Origin of the sequence: Streptomyces sp. NPDC056128 (genome assembly GCF_042263835.1) — a bacterium.
Lineage (GTDB): Bacteria > Actinomycetota > Actinomycetes > Streptomycetales > Streptomycetaceae > Streptomyces.
In genome coordinates this window covers 416,755-435,628 of the sequence record NZ_JBHJVQ010000003.1, presented here as the reverse complement: position 1 = coordinate 435,628, position 18,874 = coordinate 416,755, and the positions used below count along the sequence as shown (strand labels likewise).

Below are 18,874 nucleotides of genomic sequence, written 5' to 3'. Positions count from 1 at the left end.
GGACGGGAAGGGAAGGGGCGGCGGGGGCGAAAACACCCTCCCCGCTACCCGCGAGGCGGCTCCCCCGGAGCATCAACCGGCAGCAGATCGTACGGCCCACCGCCACCCTCGTCGTCGCCGTCGTACAGCCCGAACGGCACGGCATCCTCGTCCACCTCCCCCGCATCCTCGCCAACCTCCGCATCGCCCCCGCCACCCCGCTTCCACCACCGCCCCACGAAGGGCACCGGCGCCCACCCACACCCACCCCCGTCGGCGACCTCGCCGTCGTCCACGACCGGCTCCCGCGCGGCAGCGCCCCGCCCCCGCCAAGCCCGCACCACCACCGCCACCGGCACCGCCGGTACCACGATCCACGCCAGCGCCGCGCCCCCGGCCTGCCACCACACCGGCCCGAACCGCGCGAGGGCGTCGTTCCCGAGCGGCCCGCCCGCGAACGCGGCCAGCAGGGCGACGAGCACCGCGCAGAGCACGGCGGCCACGACGGCGGCCCCGGCGGTCCGCCGCCACGACCACGCCCCGACGGCCCCGTCACCCCCGGCGGCCCCGCCAACCGCCCCACCCACCGCCGCTCCCACAGGGGCCCCCGTCGCCGCCCGCGCCGTGAACCACCCCACCACCGTCCCCGCCACCAGCGGCACCCCTCCCGCCGCCCAGTGCAGCGGCGTACCGGGCCCCGCGTCCGGCACCGCCGCCAGCAGCGGGAACGGCGGCAGCAACGGGGCCGGGGCGGAGGCCAAGGGGTGCACGACATGCCCGGCGCCGAGCGCGAACCCGGGGCCGAGGGCGTACACCGCCGCCCACACCGCCGCGTTCGGCACCAGCGCCAGGCAGAGCAGCAGTACGGCGAACCGCCCGGACCAGCCCTCGGTCAGCCGCAGGAAGGCCTCCTGCGCGGCGGCTCCGTGCCACACCAGCGACACCCCCACCAGCAGCGCCCCGCCCCCGACGAGCACCGCCGCACCAGCGCCCGCGGCGCGCGTCGAGGCGCCCAGGCGCGCGTCCGGCTCCACCATCAGCTCCCGCAGGTTCCGGGGCAGCACGCGCAGCGCCCGGCCCACCGGCCCGCCCGGCCGGCCGAACGCCGTCCACACCCCCGCGCCCGCGGCGCCCATGGCGACCAGCGGCAGACAGAGGGCGGCCCACCACCAGGAGGGCCGCAGCGCGCCGCCCGTCGCGTACAGCACGACGGGCCCGGCGACGCAGAGGTAGCCCGCGACGACGCCCACCCAGGCGAAGCGCGCGGAGACCGGCGGCGGCCCGGCGTCCCGGAGGCGCTCCTCCCCCGCGAGGCGCATCCCGGCCCCCGCCCCGGGTCCGGAGCCGACGGCCACACCCACCCCGTCCCCGGGGTCGGTGGCGTCCCGGGCCGCGCGGTGCAGCAGCCACACCGGCAGCAGGACCAGCAGCAGCGGGGTGACGCCCACCGGCGCGGGGGTGCCGGAGAGGGTGTCGGCGCGGACCAGTTCGGCACCGTGCGCCAGCACCCACAGGGAGGCGGCGACGTGCAGGGTGCCCTCGGGGCCGCTGTCGGGGTAGGGCGAACTGATCCACAGCAGGGTGACCAGCGCGGCGCACGAGGCCAGTCCCAGCACCGCCGCGACCGCGCCGCCCAGGAGACCGGCGCCCAGGCCGGGCGACCGGTCGCGCCAGCGCGTATGCAGCAGAGTCAGCGGGGCCGGGCGGGCGGTCGTCTGGGTCACGCCCGCCATGCTCCCAACGACACGCGCTTTCCCGTCGTAACAGGCGAAGCACCGTTGTGTCGCTCAATATATGTTTATGTACTTTTTCGTACGAAGGGGCGCCCTGTGACACGGAGCCCCGGAACCCCGCTCCCACCCCCCAAGGCCCGCCGACGCCTGCGCGAGGCGGCCTCGCTGACGCAGGCTCAGCTCGCGGACCGGATGGGCGTCACCCGCGCGACGGTCCGTACGTGGGAGAGCGGTCGCACGACACCACGCGGCCGGAAACGGGAGGCGTACGCGGAGTTGCTGAAGGCCCTGGCCGAGGAGGAGTCGGCGGCGGCGAAGCCGGTGCCCGTCGTCGTGGTCGTCCGTACCGGCGAAGCCGAACCGGCACCGGAGCCAGAAACGGAATCTGAACCGGAACCGGAACCGGGACCCGAGCCGGGACCTGAGCCGATCGGACTGACGCCCGCTCAGGCGTTCGACGCGCTGTACGAATTCGGCACCCCCGCCCTCGTACGGCAGACCTTCCTGCTGACCGGCCGCCGGGAGCTGGCGCGCGAGTCGGTGGAGCGGGCATTCCAGACCGCCTGGGAGAACTGGCCGGAAGTGGCCCGCGACCGCGACCCGGTGGGGTGGGTGCGGGCGGTGGCGTACGAGTACGCCCTCTCGCCCTGGCAGCGGTTCCGCCCGCGCAACCGGCACCCGGAGCCGCCGCCCGCCGACCCCGGCGACCGCACGCTCCTGAACACCCTGCTCCGACTCCCCCCTCGGCACCGTCGGACGCTCCTGCTGTACGACGGTGTGGGCCTGGACCTGCCCGAGACGGCGGCGGAGACGGAGGCGAGCACTCCGGCGACGGCGAACCGGCTGCTGAACGCGCGCAGGGCGATGGCCGGCCGGCTGCCCGAACTGGCCGACCCCGAGGTGCTGCACCGGCGGCTGGCCGAGGTGGCGTCCAACGAGCGGCTGCGGGCGGCCAAGCCGCCGACGGTACGGGTGGGCAGCGAACGCCGGGCCCGGTTCTGGACCCGCGCGGCGATCGCGTTCACCGTCGCCCTCATCGGGACCACCGCGCTGGCCCTGCGCACCGCGCCGACACACTACGAACCGCCGGTCGCCCCCGGCGAGACGGTGCGCGGGGTGCCGCCCAGGGTGGCGCCGGGCGCGCTGTCGGACGAGGAACTGGAGCTGCGGCAGAAGCTGCGCGACCAGATGCAGGACGGGCCGGAGCGGCTGGCTCCACGGCTCGAATGACCGCCGGTACGCCGAGTGGGCCCGTCCTCAGCGAGGACGGGCCCACTCGGTGCCGTACGGAAGGCGGTCAGCCGTTGAGACGGTATTAGTTGCCCAGAATGGCCCTGGCGAGCTTGGCCGTCTCGGTCGGCGTCTTGCCGACCTTGACGCCCGCGGCCTCCAGGGCCTCCTTCTTCGCCTGGGCGGTGCCGGACGAACCGGAGACGATGGCGCCGGCGTGGCCCATGGTCTTGCCCTCGGGCGCGGTGAAGCCCGCGACGTAGCCGACGACCGGCTTGGTCACGTTCTTCGCGATGTACTCGGCCGCACGCTCCTCGGCGTCGCCGCCGATCTCGCCGATCATGACGATCAGGTCGGTCTCGGGGTCGGCCTCGAACGCGGCGAGCGCGTCGATGTGCGTGGTGCCGATGATCGGGTCGCCACCGATGCCGACGGAGGTCGAGAAGCCGATGTCGCGCAGCTCGTACATCATCTGGTACGTCAGCGTGCCGGACTTCGAGACCAGGCCGATGCGGCCCGGCTTGGTGATGTCGCCCGGGATGATGCCGACGTTGGACTGGCCCGGGGTGATGATGCCGGGGCAGTTCGGGCCGATGATGCGGGTCTTGTTGCCCTTCTTGCCGGCGTACGCCCAGAACGACGCCGAGTCGTGCACGGCGATGCCCTCGGTGATCACGACGGCCAGCGGGATCTCGGCGTCGATGGCCTCGACGACGGCGTCCTTGGTGAACTTCTCCGGCACGAAGATGACGGAGACGTTGGCGCCGGTCTTCTCGATGGCCTCCTTGACGGTGCCGAAGACCGGTACCTCGGTGCCGTCGAAGTCCACGGACTGACCCGCCTTGCGCGGGTTCACGCCGCCCACGACGTTGGTGCCGTCGCCGAGCATGAGCTTGGTGTGCTTCATGCCGGTGGCGCCGGTCATGCCCTGGACGATGACCTTGCTGTCCTTGTTGAGCCAGATAGCCATGGTGTGTTGGTGTCCTCGTCCTGAGTGCTTACTTGGCGGCGGCGTGAGCCAGCTCGGCGGCCTTGTCGGCCGCGCCGTCCATGGTGTCGACGCGCTGGACCAGCGGGTGGTTGGCGTCGGTGAGGATCTTGCGGCCCAGCTCGGCGTTGTTGCCGTCGAGACGGACGACGAGCGGCTTCTCGACCTTCTCGCCGCGGTCCTCCAGGAGCTTCAGCGCCTGGACGATGCCGTTGGCGACCTCGTCGCAGGCGGTGATGCCGCCGAAGACGTTGACGAACACGGAGCGGACGTCCGGGTCGCCGAGGATGATCTCCAGGCCGTTCGCCATGACCTGGGCGGAGGCGCCGCCACCGATGTCCAGGAAGTTGGCGGGCTTCACATTGCCGTGCGCCTCACCGGCGTACGCGACGACGTCCAGGGTGCTCATGACGAGACCCGCGCCGTTGCCGATGATGCCGACCTCGCCGTCGAGCTTGACGTAGTTGAGGTTCTTCTCCTTGGCGGCCGCCTCGAGCGGGTTGGCGGCGGCCTTGTCGTGAAGCTCGGCGAAGTCGGGGTGACGGAACTCGGCGTTGTCGTCGAGCGACACCTTGCCGTCGAGGGCGATGACGTTGCCGCCCGCGACCTTGGCCAGCGGGTTGACCTCGACGAGGAGGGCGTCCTCCTTGATGAAGGTGTCCCACAGCTTGACCAGGATGTCGGCGACCTGGCCGGCGACCTCGGCCGGGAACTTCGCGGCCTCGACGATCTCGCGCGCCTTCTCGGGCGTCACACCGTCGATCGCGTCGATCGGCGTCTTGGCGACGGCCTCCGGACGGGTGGCCGCCACCTCCTCGATCTCCATGCCGCCCTCGACGGAGGCGATGGAGAGGAAGGTGCGGTTGGCACGGTCGAGGAGGAAGGAGACGTAGTACTCCTCGACGATCTCCGGAGCGGTCTCGGCGATCATCACCTTGTGGACCGTGTGGCCCTTGATGTCCATCCCGAGGATGTCCGTCGCGCGGGCGACGGCCTCGTCCGCGGAGGCGGCGAGCTTCACGCCGCCGGCCTTGCCGCGGCCACCGACCTTCACCTGAGCCTTGACGACTGACTTGCCGCCCAGACCCTCGGTGATCGCGCGCGCCGCCTCAGGCGTGTCGATGACTTCACCGGCCAGCACCGGTACATCGTGCTTGGCGAAGAGGTCCCTCGCCTGGTACTCGAACAGGTCCACGCGCTTCCGTCCCTATCAGTGATCTCGCGGTTCGTTGGATGCGTGGGCGTGCCGCGAAGGGCAACGTGACGTCCGCTGTGTCACAAGGGGAGCGCACACGGTGACCGAGCGCGCGGCATGTCCGTCTCGCAGGTTATCGCCGCATGCCGAGGGTCCCTAAATCGTGGGTCACACCTGAGCGGTGATGCCTGTCACATGATGCCGCGCTCACTGGCACGCGGTGCCGGATGTGAGCGGCTTCGGCGGGGTGCGGGGGCTCGGCGAGGCGGGGCGCGGGGGAGCCTCACCGGGCTGGGGTAAGCCCGGTGAGGCCCGTCGGCCCGGAGGCCCGCAGGGGTGCGGGTCTCCGGTGTGCGGGCCGGACGGTCCCCACCCCAATGGGGACCGGCCGGCCCATCCGCGGAGCTTCGGCCCGAGGGAGGCCGACGGCTTTCGACCGTCTCGGGCTGCCGCTACGCGGAGTCTGTGGGTAGGACGGGGGTACGGCGGAGGTACGGGAGTACGAGGGCGCCGGCGCGTCGGCGGACGCCGTCGGGCGCATCCGCCCCAGGGGCCTCAGACGCGCGCTCGCGACAGGAAGGTTCCGCCGGCTAGGCGGGAGAGACGGGGATGTCCCGGTACGGATCCCGGGTCTCGCCCGCGTCGGCACGCTCCACGACCACGGGTACGAGCCGGATCGGGATCCGGTGCTGCGGGGTGACCGCGTGAGCGTCACCGTGCCGCGGCATCCCCTGGTCGGCACCGGTCGCGGTACCCAGCGATCCGTCGGGGGCGCCGGGGGGCGCGTGCCGGGTGGGGGCGTAGTCGGTGTGCGGTGGGGTGGTTCGGCGGGGGGCGCCGGAGTGCGTCACCGGGGGTTCCGCGCCGGTCTCGACCGTGACCGCGACGGGGGCGGGGGCGGGGCTGAGGTGCGCCGCGTGGTCGGTGGCATCGGCGTCGGTGGCGTCGGGCCCGGTGTCGGCGGTGGCGGTGCGGGGTTCGGTGGCCTCGGAGCGGTCGGAGGCGTCGGAGGCGTCGGAGGTACCGGCCTCGGCCGGTACCGACAGGCGGTCGTCCGGCAGGTACGGGTCGGCCCAACCGTCCGGACTGCCGGCCCCGGATGCGTCCGGCAGCTGCGACAGCGGAGGCGACGACGGCCACGTGGGGACCGAGGGGTCGGAGGGGACCGGGTCCGTGAAGCCGGGGTCGGAGATGTCGGGGTCGGAATCGGCGGAGGGCAGGGGCAGCCGCTCGGTCGCCTTCTCCACCACGTCCCCAACGGCGGAGAGCGAGTCCTTCGGCGAGAGGAGCGCCGACTCACGCGCCTCCGTCCTCGGACGCTCCACCGGCACGTCGACGACCTGCCGCACGGTGTCCCGCAGGGACGGCGCCCCGTCGGCCGCCTGTGCCCGCTCCCCGCAGACCACTCCGAGCACGAACAACCCGCCCACCAGCAGCGCCACGTGCAGGGCACGCCGCCCGGCCGCCGTGCGCATCACGCGCAGAGCGGCACCGGGCAGGACGGCTGACCAGATCAAGAGGGGGAGATTCCTCCCGTGCGGCGGCGGAACGGCTCGCGCGTCGAACAACGCACCGATGACGCGCGATCCTCGCACGGGACTCCGCGGGTTGCGCAAGCCCCTCATTACCGATGGGTAGCGATGTCCGTTTCAGCGGCAGAAATCGGGCCACCTCGGATCGACGAATCGTCACCCGGCGTCCGGTATCGGCAGGGGCCGCCTCTCGATCGCCGCCGCCATCACCTCCGGGAAGTGGTCGGGCGTGCAGGCGAACGCGGGTGCCCCCAGCGCGGCGAGCGCCGCCGCGTGCTCCCTGTCGTAGGCGGGCGTCCCCTCGTCGGACAAGGCCAGCAGCGTCACGAACCGCACGCCCGCCGCCTGCATCGCCGCGACCCGCCTGAGCATCTCGTCCCGGATGCCTCCTTCGTAGAGGTCGCTGATCAGTACGACCACGGTCTCCGCGGGCCGGGTGATCCGCGACTGGCAGTACGCCAGCGCCCGGTTGATGTCCGTACCGCCGCCGAGTTGCGTGCCGAAGAGCACGTCGACCGGGTCGTCCAGTTGGTCGGTCAGGTCGACGACCGCCGTGTCGAAGACGACGAGCCGGGTCTCTATCGACGGCATGGACGCCAGCACCGCCCCGAACACCGACGCGTACACGACCGATGCCGCCATCGACCCCGACTGGTCGACGCAGAGGACGACCTCCTTCTTCACCGACCGGGACGCCCGCCCGTAGCCGACGAGCCGCTCCGGCACGACCGTCCCGTACTCCGGCAGGTAGTGCTTGAGGTTGGCCGAGATCGTGCGGTTCCAGTCGATGTCGTGGTGCCGGGGCCGGGTGACGCGGGCGCTGCGGTCCAGGGCGCCGGTGAGGGTGGCCCGGGTGCGGGAGGCCAGCCGCTTCTCCAGGTCCTCGACGACCTTGCGCACGACGGTGCGCGCCGTCTCCTTCGTCGTCTCCGGCATCGCCTGGTTGAGCGAGAGCAGGGTGCCGACCAGGTGCACGTCGGCCTCCACCGCCTCCAGCATCTCCGGCTCCAGCAGGAGCGTGGCGAGACCGAGCCGGTCGATCGCGTCCCGCTGCATGACCTGGACGACGGAGGAGGGGAAGTACGTCCGGATGTCACCCAGCCAGCGCGCGACAGCCGGTGCGGAGCCGCCGAGCCCCGCCGCACGGTCCCGTCCGCCCCGCGCCGCGGCCTCCTTCCCGTAGAGCGCGGTGAGCGCCCCGTCCATCGCGGCGTCCTGCCCGGAGAGCGCACGGCCGGTGCCGTCGGCCGGGTCCCCGCCGAGTACGAGCCGCCACCGCCGCAGCCGCTCCTGCGCGGTGTCGGCCCCCACCGGTTCGGTCGTCATGCGTCCACCCCCACCAGGTCGTTCCCGTCAAGGCCGTTTCGCGCCGGGGCGTTGCCCTCCAGGCCCAGCAGCAGCCGGACCACCGGGAGCACCGCGTCGGCGCGCTCGGTGTCGAGGTCGGCCGCGAAGCCCGGTATCCCGGGGCCGGCCGTGGTCACACTCCCCCGCGCCTCCGGTCCGCGCCGGACCAGCTCACCGAGGCTGCGGCGCACTCCCGGCTCGTAGGCCGCGAAGGTGCGTCGCAGCAGCGGCAGCACGTCCGTGAACGCCTCCGCCGCCACGCCGGTCAGCCAGGCGTCGACCAGGGCCAGCAGCCGCTCGTCGTGGAGGAGGAGCAGGCCGCCGCCCGAGCCGCCTCCGACGAAGCCCTCGATCCACGCCGCCGCGTCCGCCGGTGGTGTCCCCCGGGACAGCGCCAGGCCCATGAACCGCGCGGCCTCGTCCGCCGCCAGCACACCGTCGTCCAGCAGGAGCCGTACGGCACGCCCCCGGACGACACCGGGCACGATGTCCCGCGCCGAAAGTGTCCGCAGCACCTCCTGCCAGCGGGACCGCAGGCCGCCGTGGCCCGGCGCGGAGGTGTCGCCGAGCAGACCGACCGCTCCGTGCACGGCGTCCACGTGGCCGCGCATCTCGTCGGCCGCGTCGGCGTCCAGGGCGGCGCAGGCCGCCGGCAGGCCGACGAAGACGCGCTCGGCGAGCCCGGCGGCGACCTCCGCCAGCGCGCCCGTGTCGGTGCCGCGCACGTCGCCGTAGCGCAGCGAGCGGACCAGGGCCGGCAACGCCCGCGCGAGGTGGCCGACGTCCGTGTCGAGCGCCGCGCGGTCGGCGAGTATCCGCATGACCGGCGTGAGCGCGTCCGGCAGCCCGGCCAGCAGGCAGCGTTCGGCGAGTGCGGTGACCTCGGCGAGGTCGCGTGCGGTGACGGCGTCCGCCTCGGCCTTGGCGGTCGCGGCGGCGAGCACGGTCGTGCCCCACACTCCGGCCTCGGCGACCCGCACCGACAGCTCCGGCTCCCAGCGCAGCCGCCAGGTCTCCCGGAACGTCCCCGTACTGCCCCGGGAAGCGGCCGGCTCGCCCCAGCCGACGCCGAGCAGCCGCAGCCGGTGCAGCAGTCTGCTGCGGCTCGCGTCGGTGTCCTTGCGCAGGTCGAGTTCCAGCTCCCGGCGCCGCGCCTCCGGCTTGAGCCGCAGCCGGCGCTGGATGCGGGCCAGGTCGCGCTGCAAGGGCACCGCGGGCGCCCCCGCGGGGACGTCCCCCAGCACGTCCCCCACCACCAGCCGGTCCCGGACCAGCGCCAGCGGCACGTCCGAGCCGTCGCACATCACGGCCCGCACGGCGTCCGTGGTCTCGCCCAGCCCGGCCAGCGGGCGCCCGCGCAGCACCGCGAGCGTCTCGGCCAGCCGCACCGCCTCGATGACGTGCGCCGAGGAGACGATCCGGCCCTCGTCCCGCAGCAGCCCGGCCACCTTGGTCAGCCACCGCTCGACCGGCCGGTCCGCCGCGCCGAACAGGTGCGCGTACCAGCCGGGCGACTCGATGCCCGCCCCGTACCCACCGGACCGGGACAGCCGTCGGTACGTCCAGGGCACCCACGTCAGGTCCACCTTGGTCCTCGGCAGCCCCTTCAGGAGGGCCCGGTCGGCGGTGGCGGTGACCTTGCGCCGGAGCGCGGGCACGTGCCACGCCCCGCACACCACGGCGACGCCCCGGGCGGACTCCCGCTGCGCCGCCCGCACCTGGAGCCGCATGTACGCCTCCCGCACCAGGTCCCGGTCGTCGTCTCCGCCGCCCTCCTCGGTCTCCCGCAGGGCTCCCATGGCCTCCTCCAGCGCGGTGAACGGCGCGAGCGCGTCCCCGTCGCCGGGGCCCCGGTGCTCGACGACGTCCTCCCACCAGCGCTCGGGGTCGTCATGACCGGCGGCCCCGGCGAGGGCGGCGAGCGGATCGACCCGGACCTCGGAGGCCGACGCGCCGGAGGGGTCCCCTGGTCCCGCCTCCGGCTCCTCACTCGCCCTCCCCGCGTCCTGCCTCTCCGCGTCCTCCCCCTCCGCGTCCTGCTCCTCCTCCGACCGCCAGGCCAGCGAGTGCGCGGCCGGGAGGTCGATGAAGCGGGCCGGCACGTCGTGGTCCAGGGCCCAGCGGAGGGCCACCCACTCCGGGGAGAACTCGGCCAGCGGCCAGAAGGCCGAGCGTCCGGGCTCGTCCACGGCGTGCGCGAGCAGCGCCACCGGTGGCCGCATGTCCTCGTCGGCGGCCAGCGGGATCAGGGCGTCGGCCTCGGGCGGCCCCTCGATCAGCACGGCCCCCGGCCGGGCCGCCTCCAACGCCGCCCGTACCGCCCGCGCCGACCCCGGACCGTGGTGGCGCACGCCCAGCAGCAGCGGTCCGAGCGCGCCGTCGGCCCCTTCGCGGTCAGTGCCCGTCACACCGTCCCCCTCGCCCACCAGGCCGCCGACCCCGGGTCCCCCGCCCCCGATTCCACAGCCTGCGTGCCCACGTCGAGTCCTCGTTGTTCCCCGTCGCGCCGGCCACCCGCGCCTCCGCTCCGTGGCGCGTCCACGCCGCCGCGCCGTTCACACGCTCACCTCGCGGCAGGCGCGGTAGAAGTCCTGCCAGCCGTCGCGCTCCCGGACGACCGTTTCCAGGTACTCCTGCCAGACGACGCGGTCGGTGGCGGGATCGCGGACGACCGCGCCGAGGATGCCCGCGGCGATGTCGCCGGGCCGCAGCACCCCGTCACCGAAGTGGGCGGACAGGGCCAGACCGCCGGTGACCACGGAGATCGCCTCGGCCGTGGACAGGGTGCCGCTGGGCGACTTCACCTTCGTACGCCCGTCGCTCGTCAGTCCGTCGCGCAGCTCGCGGAAGACGGTGACGACGCGGCGGATCTCCTCGATGCCGTCGGGAGTCGGGGGCAGGTCGAGGGAGCGGCCGATCTGGTCGACGCGGCGCGTGACGATCTCGACCTCGGCCTCGGCGCTCGCGGGCAGCGGCAGCACCACGGTGTTGAAACGGCGGCGCAGGGCGCTGGACAGGTCGTTGACCCCGCGGTCGCGGTCGTTGGCGGTGGCGATCAGGTTGAAGCCGCGGACCGCCTGCACCTCCTGGCCCAGCTCCGGTATCGGCAGGGTCTTCTCCGACAGGATGGTGATCAGGCTGTCCTGCACGTCGGCGGGGATGCGGGTCAGCTCCTCCACCCGCACGGTGGTGCCCTCCGCCATGGCCCGCATGACCGGACTGGGCACCAGGGCGTCGCGGCTCGGGCCGTCGGCGAGGAGCCTCGCGTAGTTCCAGCCGTAGCGGATCGCCTCCTCCGGGGTGCCGGCGGTGCCCTGCACCAGCAGGGTGGAGTCGCCGCTGACGGCCGCCGCGAGGTGCTCGGACACCCAGGTCTTCGCGGTGCCGGGCACGCCGAGCAGGAGCAGGGCGCGGTCGGTGGCGAGCGTGCTGACGGCGACCTCGACGATGCGGCGCGAGCCCACGTACTTCGGCGTGATCACGGTGCCGTCGGGCAGGGTGCCGCCGAGCAGGTAGGTGGCGACGGCCCAGGGCGACAGCTTCCAGCGGGCCGGGCGCGGACGGTCGTCCTGCGCGGCCAGCGCCGCCAGTTCGGCCCCGAAGGCCTGCTCTGCGTGAGGCCGCAGCCTCTCCACCCCGGACATCGCTTCCACGGACACAGGCATGGCTGATTCCCCCTCCAGCTCGGCCGGTTCGATCTGTCATCCACGGTGCACCACGCCACTGACAATCGCTCTGACCTGCGAAAACGCTCTCGCTCGGGGCATTGTCAGTGGGAGGATCTACCTTCGATGTCATGACTCAGCAGGGGGTGCGCTGGACCGCGGACCAGGTGCTGGCACTGGCACCTGACGCCGCGTCACGTGAGGCGGGCGGCAGGTTCGGGGCGGCCGGTCCGTGGTCCGAGGTGGGGAGTTCCGACGAGGGGGCGGTGTGGGGGCTGTGCAAGGGGAGCGGGAGCGAGCCGTACCGGACGGTCGTCGATGTCGCGGACGGGTCCGGGCCCGCGTACCGGTGTGCGTGCCCGAGTCCCAAGCTCCCGTGCAAGCACGCGCTGGGGCTGCTGCTGCTCTGGTCGGGCGGGGGCGTCGCGGTGCCGGGGGCGGCTCCGCCCGAGTGGGCGCAGCGGTGGATCGCCGGACAACACGAGCGCGCGGAGGGGAGAGAGGGGACGGGGACGGCGAACTCGCCGCCCGGACGCGGGTCCGGGACCGCTGATCCGGAGGCGGCGCGGCGCCGGGCCCTGCAGCGGGCCGGGCGGATCACCGCGGGCGCGACGGAGCTGGAGCAGCGGCTGACGGACCTGCTGCGCGGCGGTCTGGCCGGTGCCGAGCAGGCGGGCTACGGCCTGTGGGAGGAGACGGCGGCCCGCATGGTCGACGCCCAGGCCCCGGGTCTGGCCGCACGCGTGCGGGAGCTGGGCTCCATACCGTCGTCGGGCCCCGGTTGGCCGGTCCGGCTGCTGGAGGAGTGCGCCCTCCTCCACCTGCTCGACCAGGGCTGGCTGCGGCGCGAGGGCCTGCCCGACGGGCTGGCGGCGACCGTCCGTTCACGCGTGGGTCTGCCGGCGTCCGCGGACGGTCCGCCGGTGCGGGACCGCTGGCTGGTCCTCGCCCAGTACGACACCGCGGACGCGCGGCTGACGACCCGTCGCATCTGGCTGTACGGCGCGGAGACGGACCGGACCGCGCTGCTCCTCTCCTACGGCGCCGCGGGCAGGGCACCGGAGTTGGCGCTGCCGGTGGGGCTGACGCTGGAGGCCGAGGTGTCGGCGTATCCGGGCGCCGGACAGCAGCGGGCGGCCCTGGGGCGGCGGTTCGCCCAGCCCGCGACCACGGAGATACGCCCGAGAGGAGTGACCACGTCCAGAGCGGCCGTCCGGTTCGGCGAGGCCCTCCGCGACGACCCGTGGCTGGACTCGGTGCCGTTGACGCTGGGGCGCGTCGTCCCGGTGCCGGACGGCGACGCGTGGCAGCTGGCGGACGCCGACGACGACACCGCGCTGCCGCTCGTACCGGGCGCCGGAAACCGGGCGGGCATCTGGCGGCTGGCCGCGCTGTCGGGCGGCGCGCCCGTCACGGTCTTCGGCGAGTGCGGCCACCGGGGCTTCACTCCGCTGACCGCCTGGCCGACCCGCCCCGGTCCGGCGGTGCCGCTGTACTGACCCGTCCGGCGTCGGAACCGGCGCGTCCCACGCCCGCCCCTGCCGGGTCCCACCCCCCGCCCCTGCCGGGTCCCACCCCCCGCGCCTGCCGGGTCCCACGCCCACACCAACACGCCCCACGCCCACGCCCGCACCGACCCGCCCCAGGCCATGGACACAAGAGGGAACCAGAGGGAACCAGAGGGGATCCGCATGACCAGCACACCCACTCCCCCGAGCACACCATCGCCGACGACGGCCTCCTGGGAGGAGCTCGTCACCGCCGCCCTGCTCGGCACGGACCGGCGTACGCCGCCGGGAAGCGAGCCCGGACCGGGTGCGCCGGCCGCGCTGCTCGACGCGGCGGCGGCGGAGACCGTCCGTCGCCGTGCCGGGCTGCGGCCGGCCCGTGCGGCGCGGCGCCCCGACCCGGCTCCCGAGGATCCGCGCCCTCCCCTGCCCGCCGCGGCCGCCCGGCGCCTCACGACGCTGCTCGCCGACCGTCCCGGCGCCGCGGCCGGCGGGCGCCGGGGGGCCGCGCCCGATCTGATGGAGCTGCTGCCCCAGTGGCTGGCGACGGCCAACGCGCGCGGTTTCGCGGCGCCGCCCGAGGCGCTTCCGGCGCTGCTGGACGCGGCCCGCGGGCGCACGGACCTGCGGCCGGCGGCGCTGCGGTTCGCGGGGCCCCGTGCCCTGTGGCTGGCCCGGCTGAATCCGGACTGGCGGTTCGCCCTACGTGCCACGCCGGGCGGCGGGACCGCGCTGCCCGGTCCCGACGCCGCGGACCGGGTGCGGCGGCTCTGGGACGAGGGCCTGTTCGCCGAACGGGTCGCCCTGCTGGCGTCCCTGCGCGCCCGCGACCCGGCGGGCGCGCGCGGGCTGCTGGCCTCGACCTGGGCGACGGAGCGGGCCGAGGACCGGCTGATGTTCCTCGACTCGCTGCGGACCGGACTCGTACCGGCGGACGAGCCCTTCCTGGAGCAGGCGCTGGCCGACCGCAGCCGCAATGTACGGGCGACGGCGGCGGAGTTGCTGTCGGCGCTGCCGGACTCGGCGCTGGCCGCGCGGATGGCGGCCCGGGCCGTGACCTGCGTGTCCCTCGACCGCGCCCCGGACCATCCGGCGGTCGCCGTCGAGGCCCCGCACGAGTGCGACGCGGGCATGGAGCGGGACGGCGTGGTGGCCAAGCCGCCCGGCGGACGGGGAGAACGGTCCTGGTGGCTCGGCCAGTTGGTCGAGGCGGCCCCGCTGGCGACCTGGCCGGCTCGGCTCGGCGGACGCCGCCCCGAGGAGATAGTCGCCCTGCCGGTGGCGGACGGCTGGCGGGGCGAGCTGCACGCGGCATGGTGCCGGGCGGCGGTACGACAGCGCGACGGGGCGTGGGCGCGGGCGTTGCTGGGAGCGCCCACGGCGCCCGAGGCCGGTGGTCCCGGCGCGGTGTCCCTGGCCGAGCGGGCCAAGCTGCTCGGCACGCTGAAGGCGGGTGAACGGGCCGATTGGGTGGCCGGTTTCATCGCCACGCACGGGCTGTCCGAGGCGTTCCAGCTGCTCGGCATGTGCGGGGTGCCGTGGGCCCCGTCGCTCGGACGTGCGGTGGTGGACGCGCTCGACATCGCCCGGGACGCCGGGAGTTACCCGTGGAGCTTCAGCGGCGTGATGGGGCTGGCCGAACGCTGCCTCGACCCCGCGGAGGCGGGCCGTCTCAACGGCCTGCTGGCGATACCGGACGAGTCGGAGGACGCGTCGCCGGGCGCCGGGGGCTACTGGGCGGAGGCATTCCAACGGCTCGTCACGACACTGCGGTTGCGGGCGGCGATGGCGGAGGAGCTGGCAGCGGGGTAGGACGCAGCGCAGGCGTGGGAGCCGCCCGCGCCCACGACGTTCCGCGAGGGGGCGGCTACGCCTCCGCGTGTTCCCGCACGTTCGCGCGGACCCAGTTCACGATCGACGCCGTCGTGGCACCCGGCGTGAAGATCTCGGCGACACCCTTCTCCTTCAGCGGAGCGATGTCCGCCTCGGGGATGATCCCGCCGCCGAAGACGAGGATGTCCGCCGCGTCCCGCTCCCGCAGCAGCGCGATCACGGCGGCGAAGAGCGTGTTGTGCGCGCCGGAGAGGATGGACAGCCCGATCGCGTCGGCGTCCTCCTGGATCGCGGTGTCCACGATCTGCTCGGGTGTCTGGTGAAGCCCGGTGTAGATGACCTCCATACCGGCGTCACGCAGGGCCCGTGCGATCACCTTGGCCCCGCGATCGTGGCCGTCGAGCCCCGGCTTGGCCACCACCACGCGGATCGGACCGGCTGCCACACCCATCACTGCCTCCATGAAGCGACTACATCCATCCGTACCGACAAGTACCGCACACTTCGCCGACGCCGTACACAGGAGCACGGCCTCAAAACCGCACATCGTGCACGAAGCCCGCAAAGCGCGCACCTTCGCGGCGCGAATGTCCCGCACCACGGCGTCCGGGAAGTGAACGAACGTTATCGCCAGCATCCCGCAACCGGCAGTTTCGCGGTGGATACAGAGGGGGAAATCACACGGTGGGACACGTTCGCCGCGCACCGCACCAGGGCGCGGCGGCATCACGCGCACGGAGAGCCGCAGCGAGGGCGGGACGGGGAAGCAGCGGGCCTCGTCGCCGTATCACCGACACCACGGGCCAGACGAAACCCACAGGTCAGACCAGACCCACGGGACACCCCTGGCTCGGATACCGCACGCCGACACACCCATCCGGGTAAACCTCGCGAACATCGCCAATCACTGGTGTCACGGCACTCCAACGAGGGCACACGGGGGACAGAGGCGTCCCTGCGCGTGCCGGACGGAGGTCGGCCCCATGAAGGTCACCACGGCAGCACTGCCCCTTCTTCCGCTTTTTCAGCGTCTCCTCCCGGACTTGCCCGGCCTGCCCGGAATCCCGGGGCTCCCGGAACTGGCGAGCCTCCCCGGACGACTGACCGGGCTCTCCCTGACCCTCCTGAAGGCGAGCGCCCTGGAGGTCGCGATCCTCGCCGGGCATCTGCTCCTCTATCCCTCGGGGATCATCCAGGAGCGCCGCCCCTCCCTGCCCCTCCCGTCCGTCGGCTCGAAGGACCCGGAGCCCTCCCCGCCGGCCCCCCGGCTCCCGGCCCCCGCGAGCACGCCGGTCGTCCTGCTGCACGGCTTCATCGACAACCGCTCGGTCTTCCTGCTGCTGCGCCGCAGCCTGGCCCAGCACGGCAGGCACCAGGTCGACTCGCTGAACTACTCCCCCCTGACCTGCGACATCCGCACGGCGGCCGAGTTGCTCGGCCGGCACATCGAGGAGATCTGCGAGCGCACCGGCAGCGAGCGCGTCGACGTCGTCGGGCACAGCCTCGGCGGGCTGATCGCGCGGTACTACGTGCAGCGGCTCGGCGGTGACCTGCGGGTCCGGACGCTGGTGACGCTTGGCACCCCGCACTCCGGCACCCGCGTGGTCCCGCTGGCCAACGCGCACCCGATCGTGCGCCAGATGCGCCCCGGGTCGGCGGTGATCGAGGAGCTGTCCCGCCCCACGCCGGGCTGCCGTACGCAGTTCGTCAGCTTCTGGAGCGACCTGGACCGGGTGATGGACCCGCTGGAGACGGCCTGTCTCGACCATCCCGACCTGACCGTGCAGAACGTACGGGTGAGCGGCATCGGCCACCTCGCGCTGCCGGTGCACCCCGCCGTGGCCACGGGGATCCGGCAGGCACTGGACACCATCGAGGCGGAGAGCGGCGCGGAAACGGATGGGCGAGCGGGATCGGGTGGGCGAGCCGGTGGTCTGACGGTCGCCTGACTCCGAAACAACCCGTTCAGCATCGAACGCCACTCGAACAAAAAGCCAAACTCGTGCCCGCCCTCCCCCAAAACACGGCCGATTGCCCGTTTCCTGCGCCAGCGAAACCTGACGAAGATTGTCGTGCCCGTATACCGCCGGGTACAGTCGCCGCACTGCTCTGGCAGCCCCTGTTGTCGAGGCGAAAGAGAAGTTGGTGAACGACCGTCACCCGTCGGGGACCATGACCACCCCGGCTTCGGCTTCCGACGCCGCGTCGGCGCATTACGCGTCGTACGGCACAGGGGAGGCCCAGTACGGCGACCTCACCACGTACGGCGGCTACGACACCACTGGTTTTCCGACCGCCGGCCCCGCCCCCGCGGCCTTCGACGCGGACCCCCTCTTCGGCAGCCTGCCGGGCCACGCCACCGGCACCTACGACACGACGGGCTCGTACGGCACCACGGGCGCCTACGACACCACCCAGTGGTCCGACGGCGGCGGGCAGCAGCAGCACTACGACGCGTACGCCGCCCAGCAGCACACCGGCTACGACTCCGGGACCTACGACGCGACCGCGTGGACGGCCGGTTACCAGGAACCCGCCGGTGTGCAGCCGCAGGCCACGGGCGCCGAGGCCACCGGACAGTGGGACACAAGCGCCTGGACCCAGCCGGACCAGTCCGGCGGCCCGGCCGACGGGACCCAGCAGTGGGACTGGGGCACGCAGACCTTCGAGACCGGCACCTTCGAGACCGGCGCCTTCGCCACCGGCACCCTGGACACCGGCGCTTTCCAGACGGTCGCCTTCGACGAGACGGCCGCCTTCGAGACGGCGACCTTCGAGACGGGCGCTTTCGAGACGGCCACCTTCGAGGCCAACGCCTTCGCCACCGGCACGTTCGACACCGGCGCCTACGACGCCACCCAGTGGAACCCCGACGGCACCACCGCGCACCCGGCGGAGCCCGCGGCAGCGCAGGACGCCACCCCGGACATCCTGTCCGCCGGGGACGAACCGGCCCCGCACGAAGGCGAGTCGACCGCCACCGGCGAACTCCCCACCGTGACCGCTCTCCTGGACGACCAGGAGGAGATCACCCCGGCCACCCGCATCCCGGCCGCGCGCGGCGCCTCCCGGGCCGGGGCGCGTTCCCGCCGCCGCCAGCCCGCCAAGCGCTCCGCGCTGCTGACCATCGCCGTGCCGTCGGCCTGCGTGATGAGCGTCGCCGGTATCGCGGCCGCCTCCGTCGGCAGCCTCACCGGCGACGAGGGCACCGAGACCACGGCGGCGGCCGCGGACCCGGGCGGGCAGCAGGCCGCGCCGGTGAAGCCGTCCACGGCCAACAACAAGCTGGACACCCAGCTCACCAGCCTCGCCGCCGGAGCCGACGACTTCGCCGACCGGGCCAGCCGGACGCAGGAGCGCATCGACCTCAAGGCCCAGCAGGCCGCCGAGAAGAAGCGCGCGGCGGAGGAGGCGGCCCGCAAGGAGCGGCTGCGCCCCAAGTTCGCCCTCCCGGTCGCGCAGCAAGGCCTCAGCGCGTACTACGGACAGGCCGGCATCAACTGGATGTCCGTGCACAGCGGCATCGACTTCCCCGTGTCGTACGGGACGACGGTGATGGCCGCGACCGACGGCACCGTCCGTACGCAGTACAACAGCGCGTACGGCAACATGATGATCGTGACGGCGAAGGACGGCACGGAGACGTGGTACTGCCACCTCTCCAGCTACCAGGTCCCCTCCGGTACGACCGTGAAGGCCGGCGACGCGATCGCCTTCTCCGGCAACTCGGGCAACTCGACCGGCCCGCACCTGCACTTCGAGGTGCGCCCCGCGGGCGGCTCGGCGATCGACCCGCTCTCGTGGCTGCGCAGCCACGACCTCAACCCGCAGTGACGCCGTAGCGTCTCAGCTCTTGCTGGGCTG

The 18,874-nt window shown here is 73.8% G+C and carries 13 protein-coding genes; 5 read left to right on the top strand and 8 right to left on the bottom strand.

The window, feature by feature from the left end; all coding sequences use genetic code 11:
• Positions 1-44 precede the first annotated feature (44 nt).
• Positions 45-1,712, bottom strand: a complete 1,668-nt coding sequence (locus ACFC1X_RS10110) for a DUF6350 family protein (protein WP_376350659.1) — start codon at positions 1,710-1,712, stop codon at positions 45-47.
• Between the two features lie 96 nt (positions 1,713-1,808).
• Between ACFC1X_RS10110 and ACFC1X_RS10105 the strand changes: the two genes are divergently transcribed.
• Positions 1,809-2,942, top strand: coding sequence for a helix-turn-helix domain-containing protein (locus ACFC1X_RS10105; RefSeq protein ID WP_376350656.1), 1,134 nt, complete (start codon positions 1,809-1,811; stop codon positions 2,940-2,942).
• An 85-nt stretch (positions 2,943-3,027) separates the two neighbouring features.
• On the opposite strand, the gene sucD is transcribed toward ACFC1X_RS10105, so the two are convergent.
• The 6 genes from sucD to ACFC1X_RS10075 all read right to left on the bottom strand — a co-directional run bounded on the left by sucD (position 3,028) and on the right by ACFC1X_RS10075 (position 11,669).
• Positions 3,028-3,912 (bottom strand): succinate--CoA ligase subunit alpha, encoded by an 885-nt coding sequence (gene sucD, locus ACFC1X_RS10100; RefSeq protein ID WP_376350653.1) that lies wholly within the window; start codon positions 3,910-3,912, stop codon positions 3,028-3,030.
• Positions 3,913-3,940: 28 nt separating this feature from the next.
• Entirely contained in the window at positions 3,941-5,125 is a 1,185-nt protein-coding gene (sucC, locus tag ACFC1X_RS10095; RefSeq protein WP_376350651.1) for an ADP-forming succinate--CoA ligase subunit beta, read from the bottom strand.
• A gap of 590 nt (positions 5,126-5,715) precedes the next feature.
• Positions 5,716-6,642, bottom strand: a complete 927-nt coding sequence (locus ACFC1X_RS10090; RefSeq protein WP_376350648.1) for a hypothetical protein — start codon at positions 6,640-6,642, stop codon at positions 5,716-5,718.
• Positions 6,643-6,813: 171 nt separating this feature from the next.
• A complete protein-coding gene (locus tag ACFC1X_RS10085) occupies positions 6,814-7,983 on the bottom strand; it encodes a VWA domain-containing protein (RefSeq protein ID WP_376350645.1) in 1,170 nt (389 codons plus the stop codon).
• Positions 7,980-10,433, bottom strand: a complete 2,454-nt coding sequence (locus tag ACFC1X_RS10080; RefSeq protein WP_376351033.1) for a DUF5682 family protein — start codon at positions 10,431-10,433, stop codon at positions 7,980-7,982. The genes ACFC1X_RS10085 and ACFC1X_RS10080 overlap by 4 nt, the downstream gene beginning before the upstream one ends.
• Before the next feature lie 126 nt (positions 10,434-10,559).
• Positions 10,560-11,669 carry an AAA family ATPase gene (locus ACFC1X_RS10075; RefSeq protein WP_376350643.1) on the bottom strand — a complete coding sequence of 370 codons (1,110 nt, stop codon included), beginning with the start codon at positions 11,667-11,669 and terminating at the stop codon, positions 10,560-10,562.
• 131 nt (positions 11,670-11,800) lie between these two features.
• On the opposite strand from ACFC1X_RS10075, the gene ACFC1X_RS10070 reads away from it, so the two are divergent.
• Entirely contained in the window at positions 11,801-13,168 is a 1,368-nt protein-coding gene (locus tag ACFC1X_RS10070) for an SWIM zinc finger family protein (RefSeq protein WP_376350641.1), read from the top strand.
• A gap of 192 nt (positions 13,169-13,360) precedes the next feature.
• Positions 13,361-14,989, top strand: a complete 1,629-nt coding sequence (locus ACFC1X_RS10065; RefSeq protein WP_376350638.1) for a DUF5691 domain-containing protein — start codon at positions 13,361-13,363, stop codon at positions 14,987-14,989.
• Between the two features lie 55 nt (positions 14,990-15,044).
• On the opposite strand, the gene ACFC1X_RS10060 is transcribed toward ACFC1X_RS10065, so the two are convergent.
• Positions 15,045-15,461, bottom strand: a complete 417-nt coding sequence (locus ACFC1X_RS10060) for a cobalamin B12-binding domain-containing protein (RefSeq protein WP_125492772.1) — start codon at positions 15,459-15,461, stop codon at positions 15,045-15,047.
• Between the two features lie 532 nt (positions 15,462-15,993).
• Between ACFC1X_RS10060 and ACFC1X_RS10055 the strand changes: the two genes are divergently transcribed.
• Positions 15,994-16,959 (top strand): esterase/lipase family protein, encoded by a 966-nt coding sequence (locus ACFC1X_RS10055; protein WP_376350634.1) that lies wholly within the window; start codon positions 15,994-15,996, stop codon positions 16,957-16,959.
• Positions 16,960-17,155: 196 nt separating this feature from the next.
• The gene (locus tag ACFC1X_RS10050; RefSeq protein ID WP_376350631.1) at positions 17,156-18,844 is read left to right on the top strand and encodes a M23 family metallopeptidase; all 1,689 of its coding nucleotides are present in this window, start codon (positions 17,156-17,158) and stop codon (positions 18,842-18,844) included.
• Positions 18,845-18,874: the final 30 nt, after the last annotated feature.